The 15,464-nt window shown below is 43.1% G+C and carries 13 protein-coding genes; 9 read left to right on the forward strand and 4 right to left on the reverse strand.

Features of this window, described 5'->3' with window-relative positions:
• The first annotated feature begins 2 nt into the window (after positions 1 to 2).
• The 3 genes from rnr to tehB all read left to right on the forward strand — a co-directional run bounded on the left by rnr (position 3) and on the right by tehB (position 3,782).
• Positions 3 to 2,363, forward strand: coding sequence for a ribonuclease R (rnr, locus tag SM121_RS04945; RefSeq protein ID WP_320910519.1), 2,361 nt, complete (start codon positions 3 to 5; stop codon positions 2,361 to 2,363).
• Entirely contained in the window at positions 2,326 to 2,793 is a 468-nt protein-coding gene (gene smpB, locus SM121_RS04950) for an SsrA-binding protein SmpB (RefSeq protein WP_003005443.1), read from the forward strand. Before rnr ends, smpB begins: the two co-directional genes overlap by 38 nt.
• Before the next feature lie 128 nt (positions 2,794 to 2,921).
• A complete protein-coding gene (gene tehB, locus SM121_RS04955; RefSeq protein WP_247920129.1) occupies positions 2,922 to 3,782 on the forward strand; it encodes an SAM-dependent methyltransferase TehB in 861 nt (286 codons plus the stop codon).
• A gap of 128 nt (positions 3,783 to 3,910) precedes the next feature.
• Here tehB and SM121_RS04960 read toward each other — a convergent pair whose 3' ends face one another.
• Together SM121_RS04960 and SM121_RS04965 are read right to left on the reverse strand one after the other, a co-directional pair.
• Positions 3,911 to 4,453, reverse strand: a complete 543-nt coding sequence (locus SM121_RS04960; RefSeq protein WP_003013462.1) for a TetR/AcrR family transcriptional regulator — start codon at positions 4,451 to 4,453, stop codon at positions 3,911 to 3,913.
• A gap of 340 nt (positions 4,454 to 4,793) precedes the next feature.
• Entirely contained in the window at positions 4,794 to 6,140 is a 1,347-nt protein-coding gene (locus tag SM121_RS04965) for an Nramp family divalent metal transporter (protein WP_003013089.1), read from the reverse strand.
• Between the two features lie 168 nt (positions 6,141 to 6,308).
• Between SM121_RS04965 and SM121_RS04970 the strand changes: the two genes are divergently transcribed.
• The 4 genes from SM121_RS04970 to SM121_RS04985 all read left to right on the forward strand — a co-directional run bounded on the left by SM121_RS04970 (position 6,309) and on the right by SM121_RS04985 (position 11,590).
• On the forward strand, positions 6,309 to 7,010 hold the full coding sequence (locus SM121_RS04970; RefSeq protein ID WP_320910520.1) for an ABC transporter ATP-binding protein: 702 nt from the start codon (positions 6,309 to 6,311) through the stop codon (positions 7,008 to 7,010).
• A gap of 13 nt (positions 7,011 to 7,023) precedes the next feature.
• Positions 7,024 to 9,747 (forward strand): FtsX-like permease family protein, encoded by a 2,724-nt coding sequence (locus SM121_RS04975; RefSeq protein ID WP_320910521.1) that lies wholly within the window; start codon positions 7,024 to 7,026, stop codon positions 9,745 to 9,747.
• A gap of 445 nt (positions 9,748 to 10,192) precedes the next feature.
• Positions 10,193 to 11,035, forward strand: coding sequence for a metallophosphoesterase family protein (locus SM121_RS04980; RefSeq protein ID WP_320910522.1), 843 nt, complete (start codon positions 10,193 to 10,195; stop codon positions 11,033 to 11,035).
• A 111-nt stretch (positions 11,036 to 11,146) separates the two neighbouring features.
• Positions 11,147 to 11,590 carry an Rrf2 family transcriptional regulator gene (locus SM121_RS04985; RefSeq protein ID WP_155172271.1) on the forward strand — a complete coding sequence of 148 codons (444 nt, stop codon included), beginning with the start codon at positions 11,147 to 11,149 and terminating at the stop codon, positions 11,588 to 11,590.
• Positions 11,591 to 11,716: 126 nt separating this feature from the next.
• On the opposite strand, the gene SM121_RS04990 is transcribed toward SM121_RS04985, so the two are convergent.
• Both SM121_RS04990 and SM121_RS04995 read right to left on the reverse strand, forming a co-directional pair.
• Positions 11,717 to 12,055, reverse strand: coding sequence for a hypothetical protein (locus SM121_RS04990; protein ID WP_155172268.1), 339 nt, complete (start codon positions 12,053 to 12,055; stop codon positions 11,717 to 11,719).
• A gap of 21 nt (positions 12,056 to 12,076) precedes the next feature.
• Positions 12,077 to 13,159, reverse strand: coding sequence for a M24 family metallopeptidase (locus SM121_RS04995; protein ID WP_155172265.1), 1,083 nt, complete (start codon positions 13,157 to 13,159; stop codon positions 12,077 to 12,079).
• Between the two features lie 160 nt (positions 13,160 to 13,319).
• On the opposite strand from SM121_RS04995, the gene ccpA reads away from it, so the two are divergent.
• Entirely contained in the window at positions 13,320 to 14,324 is a 1,005-nt protein-coding gene (gene ccpA, locus SM121_RS05000; RefSeq protein ID WP_003005429.1) for a catabolite control protein A, read from the forward strand.
• Positions 14,325 to 14,465: 141 nt separating this feature from the next.
• Positions 14,466 to 15,464 carry a glycosyltransferase family 4 protein gene (locus SM121_RS05005; RefSeq protein ID WP_320910523.1) on the forward strand — a complete coding sequence of 333 codons (999 nt, stop codon included), beginning with the start codon at positions 14,466 to 14,468 and terminating at the stop codon, positions 15,462 to 15,464.

The following is a 15,464-nucleotide window of genomic DNA, read 5'->3' on the forward strand; positions in this document are numbered from 1 at the left end:
TCATGAAAACAAGTATTAAAGAATATTTACAAGAGCATGACAAAGTCCAGATCAATGATCTGGCAGCGGCTCTAGGAAAAGAAGGGTCTAAGGATTTCCGTGACTTGGTCAAAACCATCTCTCTGATGGAACGCCGTCATGAGTTGAAATTCGAAGATGATGGCTCTCTTCGTTTGGGTCAAAAGAAGGCCCCAGCCATTACTCTCAAGGGGATTTTTCATGCCCATAAAAATGGCTTTGGCTTTGTCAGTTTAGAGGGCGAAGAAGAGGACCTCTTTGTTGGCAGAAATGATGTCAACCACGCTATCGATGGCGACACCGTTGAGATCGTCATTACCAAGGTAGCAGACCGAAACAAGGGAACGGCAGCAGAAGCTAAGATTATTGATGTCTTGGAACATAGCATCAAAACGGTAGTTGGACAAATTGTCCTGGATGAGGAAAAACCTAAATATGCCGGCTACATTCGTTCGAAAAATCAAAAAATCAGCCAGCTGATCTATGTGAAGAAGCCAGCCATCCAATTGGAAGGGACCGAAATCCTCAAGGTCGAAATTGATCAATACCCGAGCCGCAAGCACAATTATTTTGTAGCGACGGTACGGGATGTGGTCGGTCATGTGACAGATCCAGGAATCGATGTCTTGGAAGTGTTAGAATCCATGGACATCGTCTCAGAATTTCCAGAAGAAGTGCTGAAAGAGGCTGCGCAGGTTCCAGATGCACCGTCTGCTAAGGATATAGAGGGACGCTTGGATCTGCGAGAGGAGATCACCTTTACCATTGATGGGGCAGATGCCAAAGACTTGGACGATGCGGTCCATATCAAGCTACTCAAGAACGGCAACTTTGAGCTGGGTGTTCATATCGCAGATGTTTCTTATTATGTTACAGAAGGTTCAGCACTTGACAAGGAAGCTCTGAATCGGGCGACCTCTGTCTATGTGACTGACCGAGTAGTACCCATGTTACCAGAGCGTCTCTCTAATGGGATTTGTTCTTTAAATCCGAATGTGGATCGCCTGACCCAGTCTGCCATCATGGAGATTGATCCTCATGGCAAGGTTATCAAACATACCATTACCCAAACAGTGATCAAGACAACCTTCCGAATGACCTATAGCGACGTCAATGATATCTTAGCAGGAGACGAAGAAAAGGCTCAAATCTTTAAGAAAATTGTCCCAAGTATTCATCAAATGGCCACCTTGCACGGCATTTTAGAGAGTATGCGGATTCGCCGCGGAGCCCTTAATTTTGATACCAATGAGGCTAAAATTCTGGTCAATAAAGAAGGAAAACCGGTCGATATCGTCCTTCGTCAAAGAGGAATTGCCGAGCGGATGATCGAGTCCTTTATGCTGATTGCCAATGAAACGGTAGCGGAGCACTTTACACGACTGAAACTACCGTTCATCTACCGGATCCACGAAGATCCAAAAGCAGAAAAAGTACAGAAGTTTATCGATTATGCTTCCAGCTTTGGGATCCAAATCTACGGAACGGCTAGTGAAATGAGCCAAGAAGCCCTGCAAGAAATTATGCGCAAGGTCGAAGGGGAACCCTATGCGGATGTCCTTTCGATGATGTTGTTGCGCTCGATGCAACAGGCTCGCTACTCAGAGCATAACCATGGCCACTATGGGCTTGCTGCGGAGTATTATACCCACTTTACCAGTCCCATTCGTCGGTATCCGGACTTGATGGTTCATCGAATGGTGCGCGAATACGGAAAATCTCAAGAAGTGGCAGAGCATTTCGAACAAGTCCTTCCAGACATTGCCAGCAAATCCTCTAGTCGGGAACGCCGAGCTATTGATGCGGAGCGCGAAGTAGAAGCCATGAAGAAGGCTGAATACATGGAAGACTATGTTGGGGAAGAGTACGATGCCGTGGTTTCCAGTGTGGTGAAATTTGGCCTCTTTGTGGAGTTGCCAAATACAGTTGAAGGCTTGATCCATATTACCAATCTTCCTGAATTCTACCATTTTAACGAAAGAGATCTCACCCTTCGGGGAGAAAAATCGGGAGTGACCTTCCGTGTCGGTCAGCAAATCCGAATCAAGGTAGAAAGAGCCGACAAGATGACAGGAGAGATTGATTTCTCTTATATTCCAAGTGAATGGGATGTCGTCGAAAAAGGCCTCAAGGCTAAAGGGCGTGACCGAGATGGTAATCGCAGGAATCGCAGACGCAAGGAGAAAAAGATTTCGAAGGGTTCATCTAGTAGAAAAGATGACAAACGGAAAGATTCTTCATCAAAATCTAAAAAGAAAAAAGGGAAGAAACCATTTTACAAGGAAGTAGCAAAGAAAGGAGCCAAACATGGCAAAGGGCGAAGGAAAGGTAGTCGCGCAAAATAAAAAGGCGAGACATGACTACACCATCGTGGATACGATTGAAGCAGGAATGGTGCTGACGGGGACAGAGATCAAAAGTGTCCGTGCAGCACGCATTAACTTGAAAGATGGCTTTGCACAAGTAAAAAATGGCGAAGTTTGGCTTAGCAATGTCCACATTGCTCCTTATGAGGAAGGCAATATCTGGAACCAAGATCCAGATCGTCGTCGCAAGCTCCTGCTTCATAAAAAGCAAATCCAAAAGCTGGACCAAGACACCAAAGGGACCGGAATGACCTTGGTGCCTTTGAAGGTCTATCTCAAGGATGGCTATGCAAAATTGCTTTTGGGGCTCGCTAAAGGGAAACATGATTATGACAAGCGTGAATCCATCAAGCGTCGGGAACAAAACCGGGACATCGCACGGGTCATGAAACAATACAATACACGTTAAAGAAAAAGGCAGTTTTGAAACTTGTTTCAGATCTGTCTTTTTGTGGTAACGGGTTCTCCTTTTTTCAACTTGTAAAAAGGGGCTTTTTTATGTATGATAAGGGTAGTGAAAGAAAAAGGAGAAGCAGCATGACACAAAAATTGATTGCTTACAAGCGCATGCCTATCTGGACCAAGGATACCATGCCAGAAGCTCTTCAAAGAAAGCACAATACTAAGGTAGGAACCTGGGGAAAGATTACAGTTTTAAAGGGTCAGTTACGATTTATTGAATTGACCGAAGAGGGGGAAGAAATCGCGAGCCACCTCTTTGAAGCAGGAGCAGAGAACCCCATGGCCGAGCCCCAGGCCTGGCATCGTGTCGAAGCGGCGACTGACGATGTGGAGTGGTACCTGGAATTTTACTGTGAGCCAAAAGACTATTTCCCCAAAAAATACAACACCAATCCTGTCCATTCAGAAGTGCTAGAAGCAGTGGGAATTGTCCCCGCTGGAAAGGCATTGGATCTAGGATGCGGGCAAGGACGCAACGCCCTCTTTTTGGCCCAACATGGCTTTGACGTGACGGCCGTCGATCAAAATGAACTGGCTCTTGAGATCTTACAAAGTATTGTCGCTGAGGAAGATCTAGAGATGCCTGTGGGTCTCTATGATATCAATGCTGCTGCACTCACCCAAAACTATGATTTCATCGTATCGACTGTGGTCCTCATGTTTTTAGACGCTGATCGGATTCCAGCGATTATCCGCAATATGCAAGAGCATACCAATCCAGGTGGCTACCATCTCATTGTCTGTGCCATGGATACGGAAGATTATCCTTGTCAGATGCCCTTCTCGTTCACCTTTAAAGAAGGAGAATTAGCGGAGTATTACAAGGATTGGGAATTGGTCAAATACAATGAAAATCCTGGCCATCTCCATCGTCGAGATGAGAATGGCCATCGGATTCAACTTCGATTTGCAACCATGTTGGCAAAGAGAAAATAGAGAAAAAGCAGGATCCTAGCATCCTGATTTTTTGCTTTCTACAAACAAGTTGAACAAGGTGATCTGAATGTTGTTCATTTGCCAAAAAGAAAAACCTTCTCCATAAAGGTAGGAGAAGGTTGGGGAATTTAGTTCCAGCTAGCAAAGTCGCAGACGCTGAGAATGATCGTCCCGATTTCGATTGGCTCTTCTTTCGCACCGGATTCTAACCAGGTCACAATCACAGATTCAATCGTAGCTATGAAAATCTCTAGACCATACTTGTATGGAACTTGAAAGTCTGAAATGATATGTTCCTTTGCATGGGGAGTATCGTCTAGTGCATGGAGAGTAAAACTTCTTACTAATTTACGGAAGTCCGAGCAACAGGATTGTGACAATGCATAAATAAAATCATAATTCTCTTTAATAGCTGTCAAGACATTGAGAAAGTTCACCTTGACAGGGCTTCCTTCAACGAAGAGGCTATCTAATTCTTGCATCATGTCCATTTTCATTTGCTCAAACATGTCGTATTTATCGACATAGTGCAAGTAGAAGGTCCCTCGGTTTATCCCAGCGCTTTCAGTTAATTGTCGAATAGTGATGCTATCAAACGGTTGTTGCAAGAGCAGTTTTGAGAGCGCATTTCGTAAGTCTGACTTGGTTGTCGTGTGTCTTTGGCGTGCCATATGTCCCCTTCTGTAGTTGTATCAATCGATTTCTATTTATTTGACGTTAAAATAATTTATTTCTTAAATAATTTAACGCCACAACAAATAGCATTATACTCCAAAAAAATAAATTAGACAATATTTCTCATTTTTGTACAGATAACGAAAAGTGTACAAAAATTTTACAAGTTTATGAATGACGGGCACTGACAAGATTTTGTGAAAACCTCACAACAATTAGTGATTTAAAATAATTCCCTCCTAAAAAAATGGTCAGGAAATTTTTAGGAAACGAAGAAACAAGATGGAGAAGCTTGTGTAATGAACAAAAACCAGCACCGTTGAAGTGCTGGTTTTTTTATTTGATAAAAGTTGTCACGATCAAATTGAAATTTAAGATGGTTAAGACAATTGCAACGAGATAGCCTAAGAACGTATTCCATTTCGCATTGACATGCTCTCCCATGATTTCCTTGTTGGAGGTGAAATAAACCAGAGGGAAGATAGAGAAAGGAAGAGCAGCTGATAGGAAGACTTGAGAATAAACCAGAAGGTCATCAAGGACATGTTCCTGATCTCCAAATAAGATCGCAACGATGATGACAGGAAGAAGGGCAATGATCCGAGTCATGAGACGAACGACCCATTGTGGCAGGCGGAATCTCAAGAAACCTTCCATAACGATTTGACCGGTTAGGGTCCCAGTAATGGTTGAATTTTGACCACTGGCTAACAAAGCGATGGCAAAGAGGGTGGACAAGAAGGGACTGGCGATAGCACCAGCAATATGGTTATCCTTGAGGGCATTGTACATGCTAGAGAAAGCACCGATCTTATCTCCGTGACCAAAGAAGAGGGCTGCTCCAAGAATCAAGAGGAGAGAGTTGACGACGAAAGCCAAACTCAATTCAATATTTGAATCCCAGGTCATAAAGCGCACTGCCCGTTTGATATCTGCTGGATCCTTGTAATCGACTTTTCGTGTTTGCGAAATGGAAGAGTGGAGATAGAGGTTGTGAGGCATTACGGTTGCACCGATGATCCCAAGCGCCAAGGTTAAGGCTTCATTTCCTTTTGGAAGTCCAATTCCCAGCACCTCTTTTTGAGGGAGGAAGCCAGCGAAGATTCCTCCGATATCTGGTTTCGATAGGAAAACCAGATAGCCAAAAATTGCAAGGATCGTGAGGATCAAGGTTGAAACGATGGCCTCGATCTTTCGAAATCCTAGATGCATGAGTCCTAGTAATAGGAAGACATCAAAGATGGTGATCAGGATAGAAAAGAGCAAGGGCCAGCCAAAAAGAAGGTGGAGGGCAATCCCTGATCCGATGACTTCAGCCAAATCTGTCGCCATCAAGGCAAGCTCGATCACAATCCAAAGGGTATAGCGAAGCCATTTTGGCAAATGATGGGCGGTTGTTTGGGCCAGATCCTTACGATGGACAATCCCTAGTTTACCAGCCATTTGTTGCAACTGCATGGCGATTAAAGATGAGAGAAGAACCACTGATAAGAGGAGGTAGCGGTATTGGGCCCCTCCGACGACACTAGTAATCCAGTTTCCCGGATCCATATAGCCGACAGCTACTAGACTTCCTGGTCCTGAAAAGAGCAGGAGGGTCTTCCAAAAAGGGATCCCTTTTGGCACGTCAATAGATTGGTTGATTTCTTGAAGTGATTTCCTTTCAAACTGTTGTAAACTCACGATGAGCCTTCTTTCTAAGAATAAATCAAATTTGTCTCTAATTATAGCATAAAATTTATAATAGTTCATGATAATTTAGGATAACCTTGTTTTCTGCTACCTCGATTTCTTTGTAATCTATCAGAAAAGGACTATAATAGAGTTAGGAAGTAGGAGGGAGGAGAAGAAATGGCCTATATCGAAATGCAGCATTGTTACAAGCGCTATACGAGTGGGGAGACTGAGATTTTCGCTAACCAGGATGTTTCCTTTGAGATTGAAAAAGGTGAGTTGGTCATTATTTTAGGAGCTTCAGGAGCTGGAAAATCAACGGTCCTCAATATCTTAGGAGGGATGGACACCAATGACGAGGGTCAGGTTCTGATTGATGGGGTGGATATTGCAAAGCTCAATGCTCATCAACGAACCAATTATCGACGAGATGATGTTGGTTTTGTCTTTCAATTTTATAATCTGGTCCCTAATTTGACAGCTAAGGAGAATGTTGAGTTGGCTTCAGAAATTGTTTCTGATGCTCTAGATTCGGAAGCTGTTTTAAAAGAAGTAGGACTTGGCAATCGTCTTGATCATTTTCCTGCCCAATTGTCAGGGGGAGAGCAACAACGAGTGCCGATTGCTCGGGCAGTGGCGAAGAACCCTAAAATTCTCCTTTGTGATGAGCCAACGGGAGCCTTGGATTACCAGACGGGTAAGCAAGTATTGGGGATTTTACAGGATATGTCTCGAAAAAAGGGAGCGACGGTCATCATCGTAACCCATAATGGTGCCCTAGCTCCGATTGCAGACCGTGTGATTCGCATGCATGATGCCAAGGTCAAGTCGGTAGAAATCAATGAATTTCCTCAAGATATTGCTACACTAGAGTATTAGAAGAGGTGGTAGCATGAAACGAAAAGTCTATTGGAAGGATCTATTTGCTTCCTTTACACATTCAAAAGGACGTTTTCTCTCCATCTTAACCTTGATGTTATTGGGAAGCTTGGCCTTAGTTGGCTTAAAGGTGACCACTCCAAATATGCACCGAACGGCTAACCAGTTTATTCAGCAACAAAAGATGCTAGATCTTGCTGTCATGGGGGACTTGGGATTAGATCAGGCAGACCAAGAGGAACTTTTAGGAGTCAAAGGAGCGCGTGTCGAATTTGGTTTACTGCTGGATCTGACGGTGAAAGGAACAGGAGAGGCGATTCGACTTTTTTCTCCTCCAAAGAGCCTTTCTTCTTTTCGTGTGACCAAGGGGCGCCTGCCCAAAAAAGAAGGGGAACTGGCCCTAGCGAGTTTTTGGGAGGATCGCTATCAGATAGGGGATACCCTCACACTTGAAGAAAAGGCTGGAACTCGCTCTAGTTTAAAGCGAAAGCAATTTACCATTGTTGGCTTTGTACAATCCTCTGAGATGTGGTCTCAAAAGAATTTAGGCACTGCCATGAGTGGCAGTGGGAATCTGGATGCCTATGCTCTGGTTTCAAAAGAAGTCTTCACCACCAAACTTCCCGCGATGGCGCGGATCCAGTTTGATGATCTGAGGTCTTTAGATTCTTTTTCGCAAGTCTACCAAAAACGGCTCGAAGCTCATCAAGAAGAGTTAGAAAAACTTCTGAAAGACAATGGAAAGGCCCGCTATCAAAGACTCAAGCAGGAGGCTGATGGGCAGATTCAAAAAGGCCAGAAAGAACTCAGTCGTGCCAAGGGAACACTCCAGTCAGCCAAGAGTCAGATCGATCAGGATCAACAGCAATTAGATTTGCAGGAGGCCCAGTTCAAGGAACTAGCTCCATTTCTGCCAGCTAAAGAGCAAGCAGCCAGTCAAGAAAAGATCCATCAAGCCAAAGAACAACTGGATCAGAAAAAGAAAGACTGGGCTACAGGTGAAACGGAGCTTGCAAAAAAAGAGGAGGAGCTAAAAAAAGCCCAAAGGGAGCGAGATCAGCTGGAGATTCCAACTTATCATGTCTATGACCGCAAGACCATGCCAGGTGGACAAGGTTACCTGATGTATAGCAATGCCAGTAGCAGTATTTCCGCTGTCGGAAATATTTTTCCGGTTGTTCTTTATCTAGTAGCCGCCATGGTGACCTTTACCACGATGACCCGCTTTGTCGATGAAGAGCGAACCAATGCAGGTATTTTTAAGGCGCTGGGTTATCGTACCAGGGACATCATTCTCAAATTTGTTCTCTATGGATTCTTTGCAGGGACGATCGGTACCCTTCTAGGAACCTTGCTGGGCCATTATTTCCTATCGGGGATCATTTCCAACATTATCACGCAAGGGATGGTGATTGGAGAGAGCAGAGAGTATTTTTATGGGGATATGACTCTAATTGCGCTCGGACTGTCTTTCGTTGCGAGTGTGCTTCCGGCTTACTGGGTTTCGCGTAAGGAATTAAAAGAAGAGGCCAATCTTCTATTGCTTCCTAAACCACCGGTATCCGGTTCGAAGATTTTCATAGAGCGTCTCCATTTTATTTGGAAGCGTCTGAGTTTCACCCACAAGGTCACTGCTCGTAATCTCTTTCGTTACAAACAACGGATGCTGATGACCATTTTTGGAGTGGCAGGTTCTGTTGCTCTTCTCTTCGCAGGGCTAGGAATTCAATCCTCTGTAGGAGGTGTTTCTAAACGCCAATTTCAAGAGATCCTATCTTATGAGTTGATTGTAGTCAAAAAAACGAATGCATCAAGCCGAGAAAGCAAGGAACTAACCAATCGTCTGGAAAAATCAGATATCAAAGATTATCGACCGATCTATAGTAAGGTCGTCGAAGCATCTTTAAAGGGTGGACGCGACAAGCAGACCATTACGATGATGGTAACAGATCGTACAGATTTTTCTCCCTTTGTCAGCCTGCGTTCTCTCAAACAAGGAGAGCCCTTGTCTCTCAAGAAAGGAGTCATCATCAGTAGTAAGCTAGCACAACTAGCTAGGGTTACAGTTGGCGATCGACTGACCTTAGATGACCATACTTTTAAGGTAGCAGGGATCACTGAAAATTATGTCGGCCATTTTATCTATATGGATCAAGCAAGTTACCAAAAAATCTACGGAAAGCAGACTTCAGCAAATAGCTATTTGCTGAAGTTGAAAAATCCTTCTACACAACAAGTGCAGACTGTCAGTCAAGATCTGATGGATCTTGCAGCTGTGAAGGCGGTTAGTCAGAATGCTTCGATGATTTCCCTCTTTAACTCAGTTGCCAAATCCTTGGACACCACTATGATGATTCTGGTAGTCGTATCGATCTTGCTAGCTATCGTGATCTTGTATAATTTAACCAATATCAATGTGGCAGAGCGGATCCGGGAATTATCGACCATTAAGGTCTTAGGATTCCATAATAAGGAAGTGACGCTCTATATTTACCGCGAAACCATCTTATTGTCTATCATAGGGATCCTCATTGGATTAGGAGGTGGCTATTATCTTCATCAATTCCTCATTGCCATGATAGCACCAGATGCCATTCTCTTTTACCCTAAAGTGGGACTTGGCGTTTTTCTCTTTCCTGTCGGAGGAATGCTCCTTCTCTTGATCCTGTTAGGAATTTATGTTGACCATTATCTCCGAAAAGTAGACATGCTCGAAGCCCTCAAATCAGTAGACTAAGATACAAAGCCGTTAAGCAACTCAAAGGAAAATAGGGAGCAGGACAGAAGCACTGTTGTATAGAATGCTTCGTTGTCCTGCCCCCACAAGGCTGATTAGGATTTTTCCGAGCTCTTAAAGCGAGAGAAAAATCCAATCAGCTACTGTGCCTTTGAAGTTAGTACTATTACAGTTTGCGTTTTTCACCCAGCATTTAGGGCGTGTTCAATTCGTGTAACGGCAAGCACTATGGTGGCTTGCCTACACGAATTACTAACTCTTCGGGAGGATAGTATCGATCCTCTCTCATCCTGGCGCAATTCACTAAGATACAAAGCCTGTAGCTGATAGCGACAGGCCCTCTAGCCTTATTTTTCATTTCTAGCAGCATGGAATGTTCATAAAACTTTCACCTTTGGGTGGAAGTTTTTCTTCTCTTTGTTATAATGGAGAGAAGGAGAAGATCATGACTAAAATTGCTTTACTTTCAGATATTCATGGAAATACGACAGCATTGGAAGCTGTCCTAGAGGATAGTCGAAAAGCCAAGGTGAATGAATATTGGCTCTTAGGAGATAGTTTGATGCCTGGAACAGGGAGACGGGCCCTCTTGGAGCTGTTAGAGGAGTTACCTATTACGGTCAAAGTCCTTGGAAACTGGGAAGATAGTCTTTGGCGGGCTATGAGGGGGATGTTGGATGAGACTAGATCCAGTCATCGCTACCTCATGCGCCAGTGTCAATATATTCTGGAAGAAATCACGCCCCAGGAAATTGAAGACATGCAGAAAATGCCCATGCAAGTCCATAGAGAAATCGCAGGTTTAAAGATCGGCATTACCCACCACTTACCTGATAAGAATTGGGGTCGCGAATTGATCCATATTGGTGAGCAGAAGGATTTTGATCGTTTGGTGACAAACCCGTCTTGTGATATTGCAGTCTACGGACACATTCACCAGCAGTTTTTCCGCTATGGGACAGGAGGAGAACTGATTATCAATCCTGGCTCGATCGGTCAACCTTTCTTTTTAGAAAAGAATCTTCGCAAGGACCTTCGGGCCATGTATGCTATTCTTGAATTTGATCAAATGGGGTTAAAAGATGTAGATTTTAGACGGGTGGACTATGATGTCCAAAAAGAACTGCAACTTGCAAAAGACCTCCATCTTCCTTATTACCAAGTGTATTATGAAAGTTTGGTCAATGGCATTCATCATACCCACAATCATGAGCTCCTTCATGAAATTGAGCAGAGAGAAGGTCATGATCGAGAAATCGATGCTTGGCTAGAGGACTTCTTTCAATAGTGTAACTGTTGACATTACAACTGAAAAGAGTATAATAGGAATAACGAAAGTCGTCTCTTGACGGTTGTTCAATAGACTCTACCTTCAAAACGGGTAGAAAGGAGTGAAGTTATGCAAATTTCGAGTCGCTTTACCATTGGGACTCATGTCTTGATCATGATTGCTCTACAAGGAGAAAAAACAAAAGTAACCAGTGATTTTTTGGCAGGAAGTGTCGGCGTGAACCCTGTTATTATTCGAAAGACCTTGTCTCAGTTGAAGAAAGCCGGATTAATCCATGTAGCGCGTGGGACAGGCGGAGCTGAGCTCGCAAAAGCAGCCGATGAGATCAGCCTGCTGGATATCTATCAAGCGGTAGAATGCTTAGGTTCGACAGGTCAATTATTTGGCTTCCATGAACATCCAAATCCTGCTTGTCCAATTGGAAATAGCATCCATGACGTTCTAGATGGGAAGCTGGAAGAGATTCAGCTGGCCATGGAAAAAGAAATGGCACAAATAAGTCTAGAGCAAGTAGTGAAAGAAGCTAAAATGAAGATGGAAGTAGCCTCTTAGTCCAATAAACAGAAGCTATCAATCTCTGGTAAGCAAGAGAGAAAGTTACCGATAGGAACTTGCTGATTCATTGATAGATACGTTAAAATAAAAAATTTCAGTACCTTAGATACTGAAATTTTTTTATTAATTGATGAAGGACACTAATAATGGAATGAGGGATAAACCTAAGAAGATCCAGGTCCAATAGCGATTGGGAATAAACATGAAAGAAGAAGAATCACGGTAAGCGATTCGTTGCCCTGTCTCTTCATCAATAAGATAACGAACTTCATCTGAAACAAATCTTTTTGTTAATAAATAATTTGTGGCTGCTGTAAATAGGCTAAACATGATCCCCATCAGAAAGCCATGAACTCGATTAGCGACATTAAAATGAAGGACATAAATAGCAAGGTTGGAGACAGCTCCTCCAATAAATAAAGCAAGTACAACGAGCAAGCCTTTACCACGCCAAACAATCATAAAACAATCTCCTTTTCTATCTTAATCAAAATATAGCAAATCTTTGCTAGTTTCTGTAAAGAGTCCAAAGCCATTTTTTGTCACATAGCCACAGTCTTCGATACGGACACCGACTTTACCTGGGATATAGATTCCTGGTTCGACTGAGAAGCACATTCCTTCTTCGATAACCATGTCATTTCCTTCCATAATAGAAGGGAATTCATGCACATCCATTCCGATCCCGTGTCCGAGGCGGTGGTTGAAGTATTCACCATAGCCAGCTTTTTCGATGACGCTGCGTGCAGCACGATCGACGTCGTGAGCTGTTACACCTGGTTTGATCATGTCAATGGCTGCTTGTTGAGCTTCTAAAGTCAAGTGGTAGATTTCTTTTTTGAAATCATCTGGTTTCCCAACCGCAACAGTACGAGTCATATCTGACGCATAACCATTGACCATACAGCCAAGGTCAAAGAGCAAGAGAGCATCATTTTCGACTTTGTTGCTTCCTGGAATTCCGTGTGGGTTAGCTGCATTATTTCCAGTCAAGACCATGGTTTCAAAGCTCATTTCATAACCCAATCGTTTGATACCAAAGTCGATTTCTGCTACGATATCAGTTTCTGTTTTATCCAGTGAGATGGCGTCGAATCCCATATTGACAGCCTTATCTGCATATTGACCAGCCACCAACATTTTTTGGATCTCATCAGCAGATTTGATCAAGCGCATCCGGTTAATCCGTGGTGTCAAGTTGGTAAATGTTGCTTTTTCAAAGACAGTACGCAAGCCATTGTATTTGGTAAGGATCAAGTTATCATATTCAAGTGCAACGGTTTTAGCATCTGGTTTTGCGATAGCCCCTTTAATCTTTTCCCATGGATTTTCAGAATCCACATAGCCAACCACTTGGAAATCGACAACTGCAGTCGCCCGTTCCACTTCAAGTGCAGGAACGAAGAGAAGTGGTTCATGGTCAGTGTAAACGAACAAGAAGAGTTGACGTTCGTGGGGATCACTGTAAAATCCAGTCAAGTAATTGATGGTGACAGGATCGGATACAACAGCGACATCTGTTTTTTCAGTTTCAAGAAAATCGACGATTTGATCTAATTTAGACATAATGCTACCTTCTTTCTATGGATCTATTTTGTCAAATTTTCCCCAAAAAAGCAAGAGTTTACAAAATTTTACCAAAATACTTGAAAGTGTTTACAATCCATGATAAAATAGGATTAATTAGAGAGTGAAAACGAAATTTTCAATAATGAAAGGAAATCTTATGAATACAGACGATACAGTAACGATTTATGATGTCGCCCGTGAAGCAGGGGTTTCAATGGCAACCGTTAGTCGTGTAGTGAATGGAAATAAGAACGTTAAAGAAAATACACGTAAAAAAGTATTAGAAGTGATCGAACGCTTGGATTACCGTCCAAATGCTGTTGCGCGTGGTCTTGCCAGCAAGAAAACCACAACAGTCGGTGTTGTTATTCCAAACATCACGAACAGCTATTTCTCTACATTGGCTAAGGGGATCGATGACATTGCTGAAATGTACAAGTACAATATTGTTCTTGCAAATAGCGATGAAGACGATGACAAAGAAGTTTCAGTGGTAAACAACCTTTTTTCAAAACAAGTGGATGGCATCATTTTCATGGGCTATCATTTGACAGAAAAGATTCGCTCAGAATTTTCACGCTCTCGTACGCCGGTTGTCCTTGCTGGGACAGTGGATGTTGAACACCAATTACCAAGTGTCAATATTGACTACAAGCAAGCAACCGTTGATGCTGTTACACAGTTGGCAAAACACAACAAGAAAATTGCTTTTGTAAGCGGCCCATTGGTGGATGATATTAATGGAAAAATTCGTTTGACAGGCTACAAAGAAGCTTTGAAAGCGAAAAAATTGAGCTATAGCGAAGGACTTGTGTTTGAATCCAAGTACCGTTACGATGAAGGATATAACTTGGCAGAACGCATCATTGCATCGAAAGCAACAGCTGCCTTTGTAACAGGTGATGAATTGGCTGCAGGTCTCTTGAACGGTTTGTCTGATAAAGGGATCAAGGTACCAGAAGACTTTGAAATTATCACCAGCGATGATTCACAAGTAACTCGTTACACGCGTCCAAATCTATCAACGATTGGCCAACCTTTGTATGACCTTGGTGCAATCAGTATGCGTATGTTGACCAAGATCATGCACAAAGAAGAGTTGGAAGAACGCGAGGTACTGTTGTCTCATACGATCAACCAACGTGGAACGACCAAAAAATAAGGATTAGTAGAATAGAGTCTCGACTTGGGAAGACGTGTCTACTAGTCTGAGAGGTTAGAACAGAACTGTTCTAGCCTCTTTTTTATACTGCAAACAGGTAGAGACTTGCTGGGCACTCTTTATTTCGGTATAATAGAAGGTATGAAAGTTTTACTGTATTTAGAAGGAAAATCCGTCTTACAAAAATCAGGAATTGGTCGAGCCTTGCAGCATCAAATGCATGCACTTGATTTGGCTGGTATTCCGTATACGACAGATATTTTAGGAGATTATGATGTGGTGCATATCAATACCTATGGCCCACGGAGTTTCCTTTTGCTCCATGCAGCAAAGCGTCGTGGAAAGAAAGTCATCATGCATGGCCATTCAACCCGTGAGGATTTTGAAAATTCCTTTATCGGGTCTAACTTTTTTGCGCCCTTGTTTGGGAAGTATTTGGCTCACATGTACCAAAAGGCAGACTATGTGATCACACCATCTGAGTATTCCAAACACCTGATTCAGTCTTATGGGGTGACCACACCGATTATTGCGGTCTCCAATGGGATTGATTTGGAAAAATATGAGAAGGATCCGAAAAGAGAAGAAGTCTTTCGCAAGCATTTTAATATCCAAGAAGGCCAAAAGGTTGTTATCTGTGCCGGGCTTTATTTTAAACGTAAAGGGATCGAAGACTTTGTAGAAGTAGCCCGTCGCATGCCGGATGTGCGCTTTATTTGGCTAGGTTCTATCAACAAATGGATCATTCCGCGTAAGATTCGTCGTATCGTGGAAAAGGATCATCCTAGTAATGTGGAATTCCCTGGCTACTTCAAGGGAGCGGTCTTCCAAGGGGCCATGACGGGTTCAGATGCTTTCTTTTTCCCTTCTTATGAAGAAACAGAAGGTATCGTTGTTTTGGAAGCCTTGGCCAGTCATCAGCACACGGTCTTGAGGGATATTCCAGTATACAATGGCTGGATCGACGAGATGTCATCTGAATTGTGCCACAATGTAGACGAATTTGTGGATTCCTTGAATAAGGTCTTGAACGGACAAGTAGACAAGCGAGAGGCGGGCTACAAGGTCGCTGAAAGTCGTTCGATCGACTTAGTGGCACATCAATTGGTCGAAGCCTATCAAACAGTTTTGGAGATGTAA

The sequence above is a fragment of the Streptococcus sp. S1 genome, assembly GCF_034137685.1.
GTDB classification, from domain to species: domain Bacteria; phylum Bacillota; class Bacilli; order Lactobacillales; family Streptococcaceae; genus Streptococcus; species Streptococcus dentalis.

Coding starts and splice junctions, on each gene's coding strand:
- rnr (WP_320910519.1), top strand. CDS start 3: ATGAAAACAAGTATTAAAGAATATTTACAAGAGCATGACAAAGTCCAG.
- smpB (WP_003005443.1), top strand. CDS start 2,326: ATGGCAAAGGGCGAAGGAAAGGTAGTCGCGCAAAATAAAAAGGCGAGA.
- tehB (WP_247920129.1), top strand. CDS start 2,922: ATGACACAAAAATTGATTGCTTACAAGCGCATGCCTATCTGGACCAAG.
- SM121_RS04960 (WP_003013462.1), bottom strand. CDS start 4,453: ATGGCACGCCAAAGACACACGACAACCAAGTCAGACTTACGAAATGCG.
- SM121_RS04970 (WP_320910520.1), top strand. CDS start 6,309: ATGGCCTATATCGAAATGCAGCATTGTTACAAGCGCTATACGAGTGGG.
- SM121_RS04975 (WP_320910521.1), top strand. CDS start 7,024: ATGAAACGAAAAGTCTATTGGAAGGATCTATTTGCTTCCTTTACACAT.
- SM121_RS04980 (WP_320910522.1), top strand. CDS start 10,193: ATGACTAAAATTGCTTTACTTTCAGATATTCATGGAAATACGACAGCA.
- SM121_RS04985 (WP_155172271.1), top strand. CDS start 11,147: ATGCAAATTTCGAGTCGCTTTACCATTGGGACTCATGTCTTGATCATG.
- SM121_RS04990 (WP_155172268.1), bottom strand. CDS start 12,055: ATGATTGTTTGGCGTGGTAAAGGCTTGCTCGTTGTACTTGCTTTATTT.
- SM121_RS04995 (WP_155172265.1), bottom strand. CDS start 13,159: ATGTCTAAATTAGATCAAATCGTCGATTTTCTTGAAACTGAAAAAACA.
- ccpA (WP_003005429.1), top strand. CDS start 13,320: ATGAATACAGACGATACAGTAACGATTTATGATGTCGCCCGTGAAGCA.
- SM121_RS05005 (WP_320910523.1), top strand. CDS start 14,466: ATGAAAGTTTTACTGTATTTAGAAGGAAAATCCGTCTTACAAAAATCA.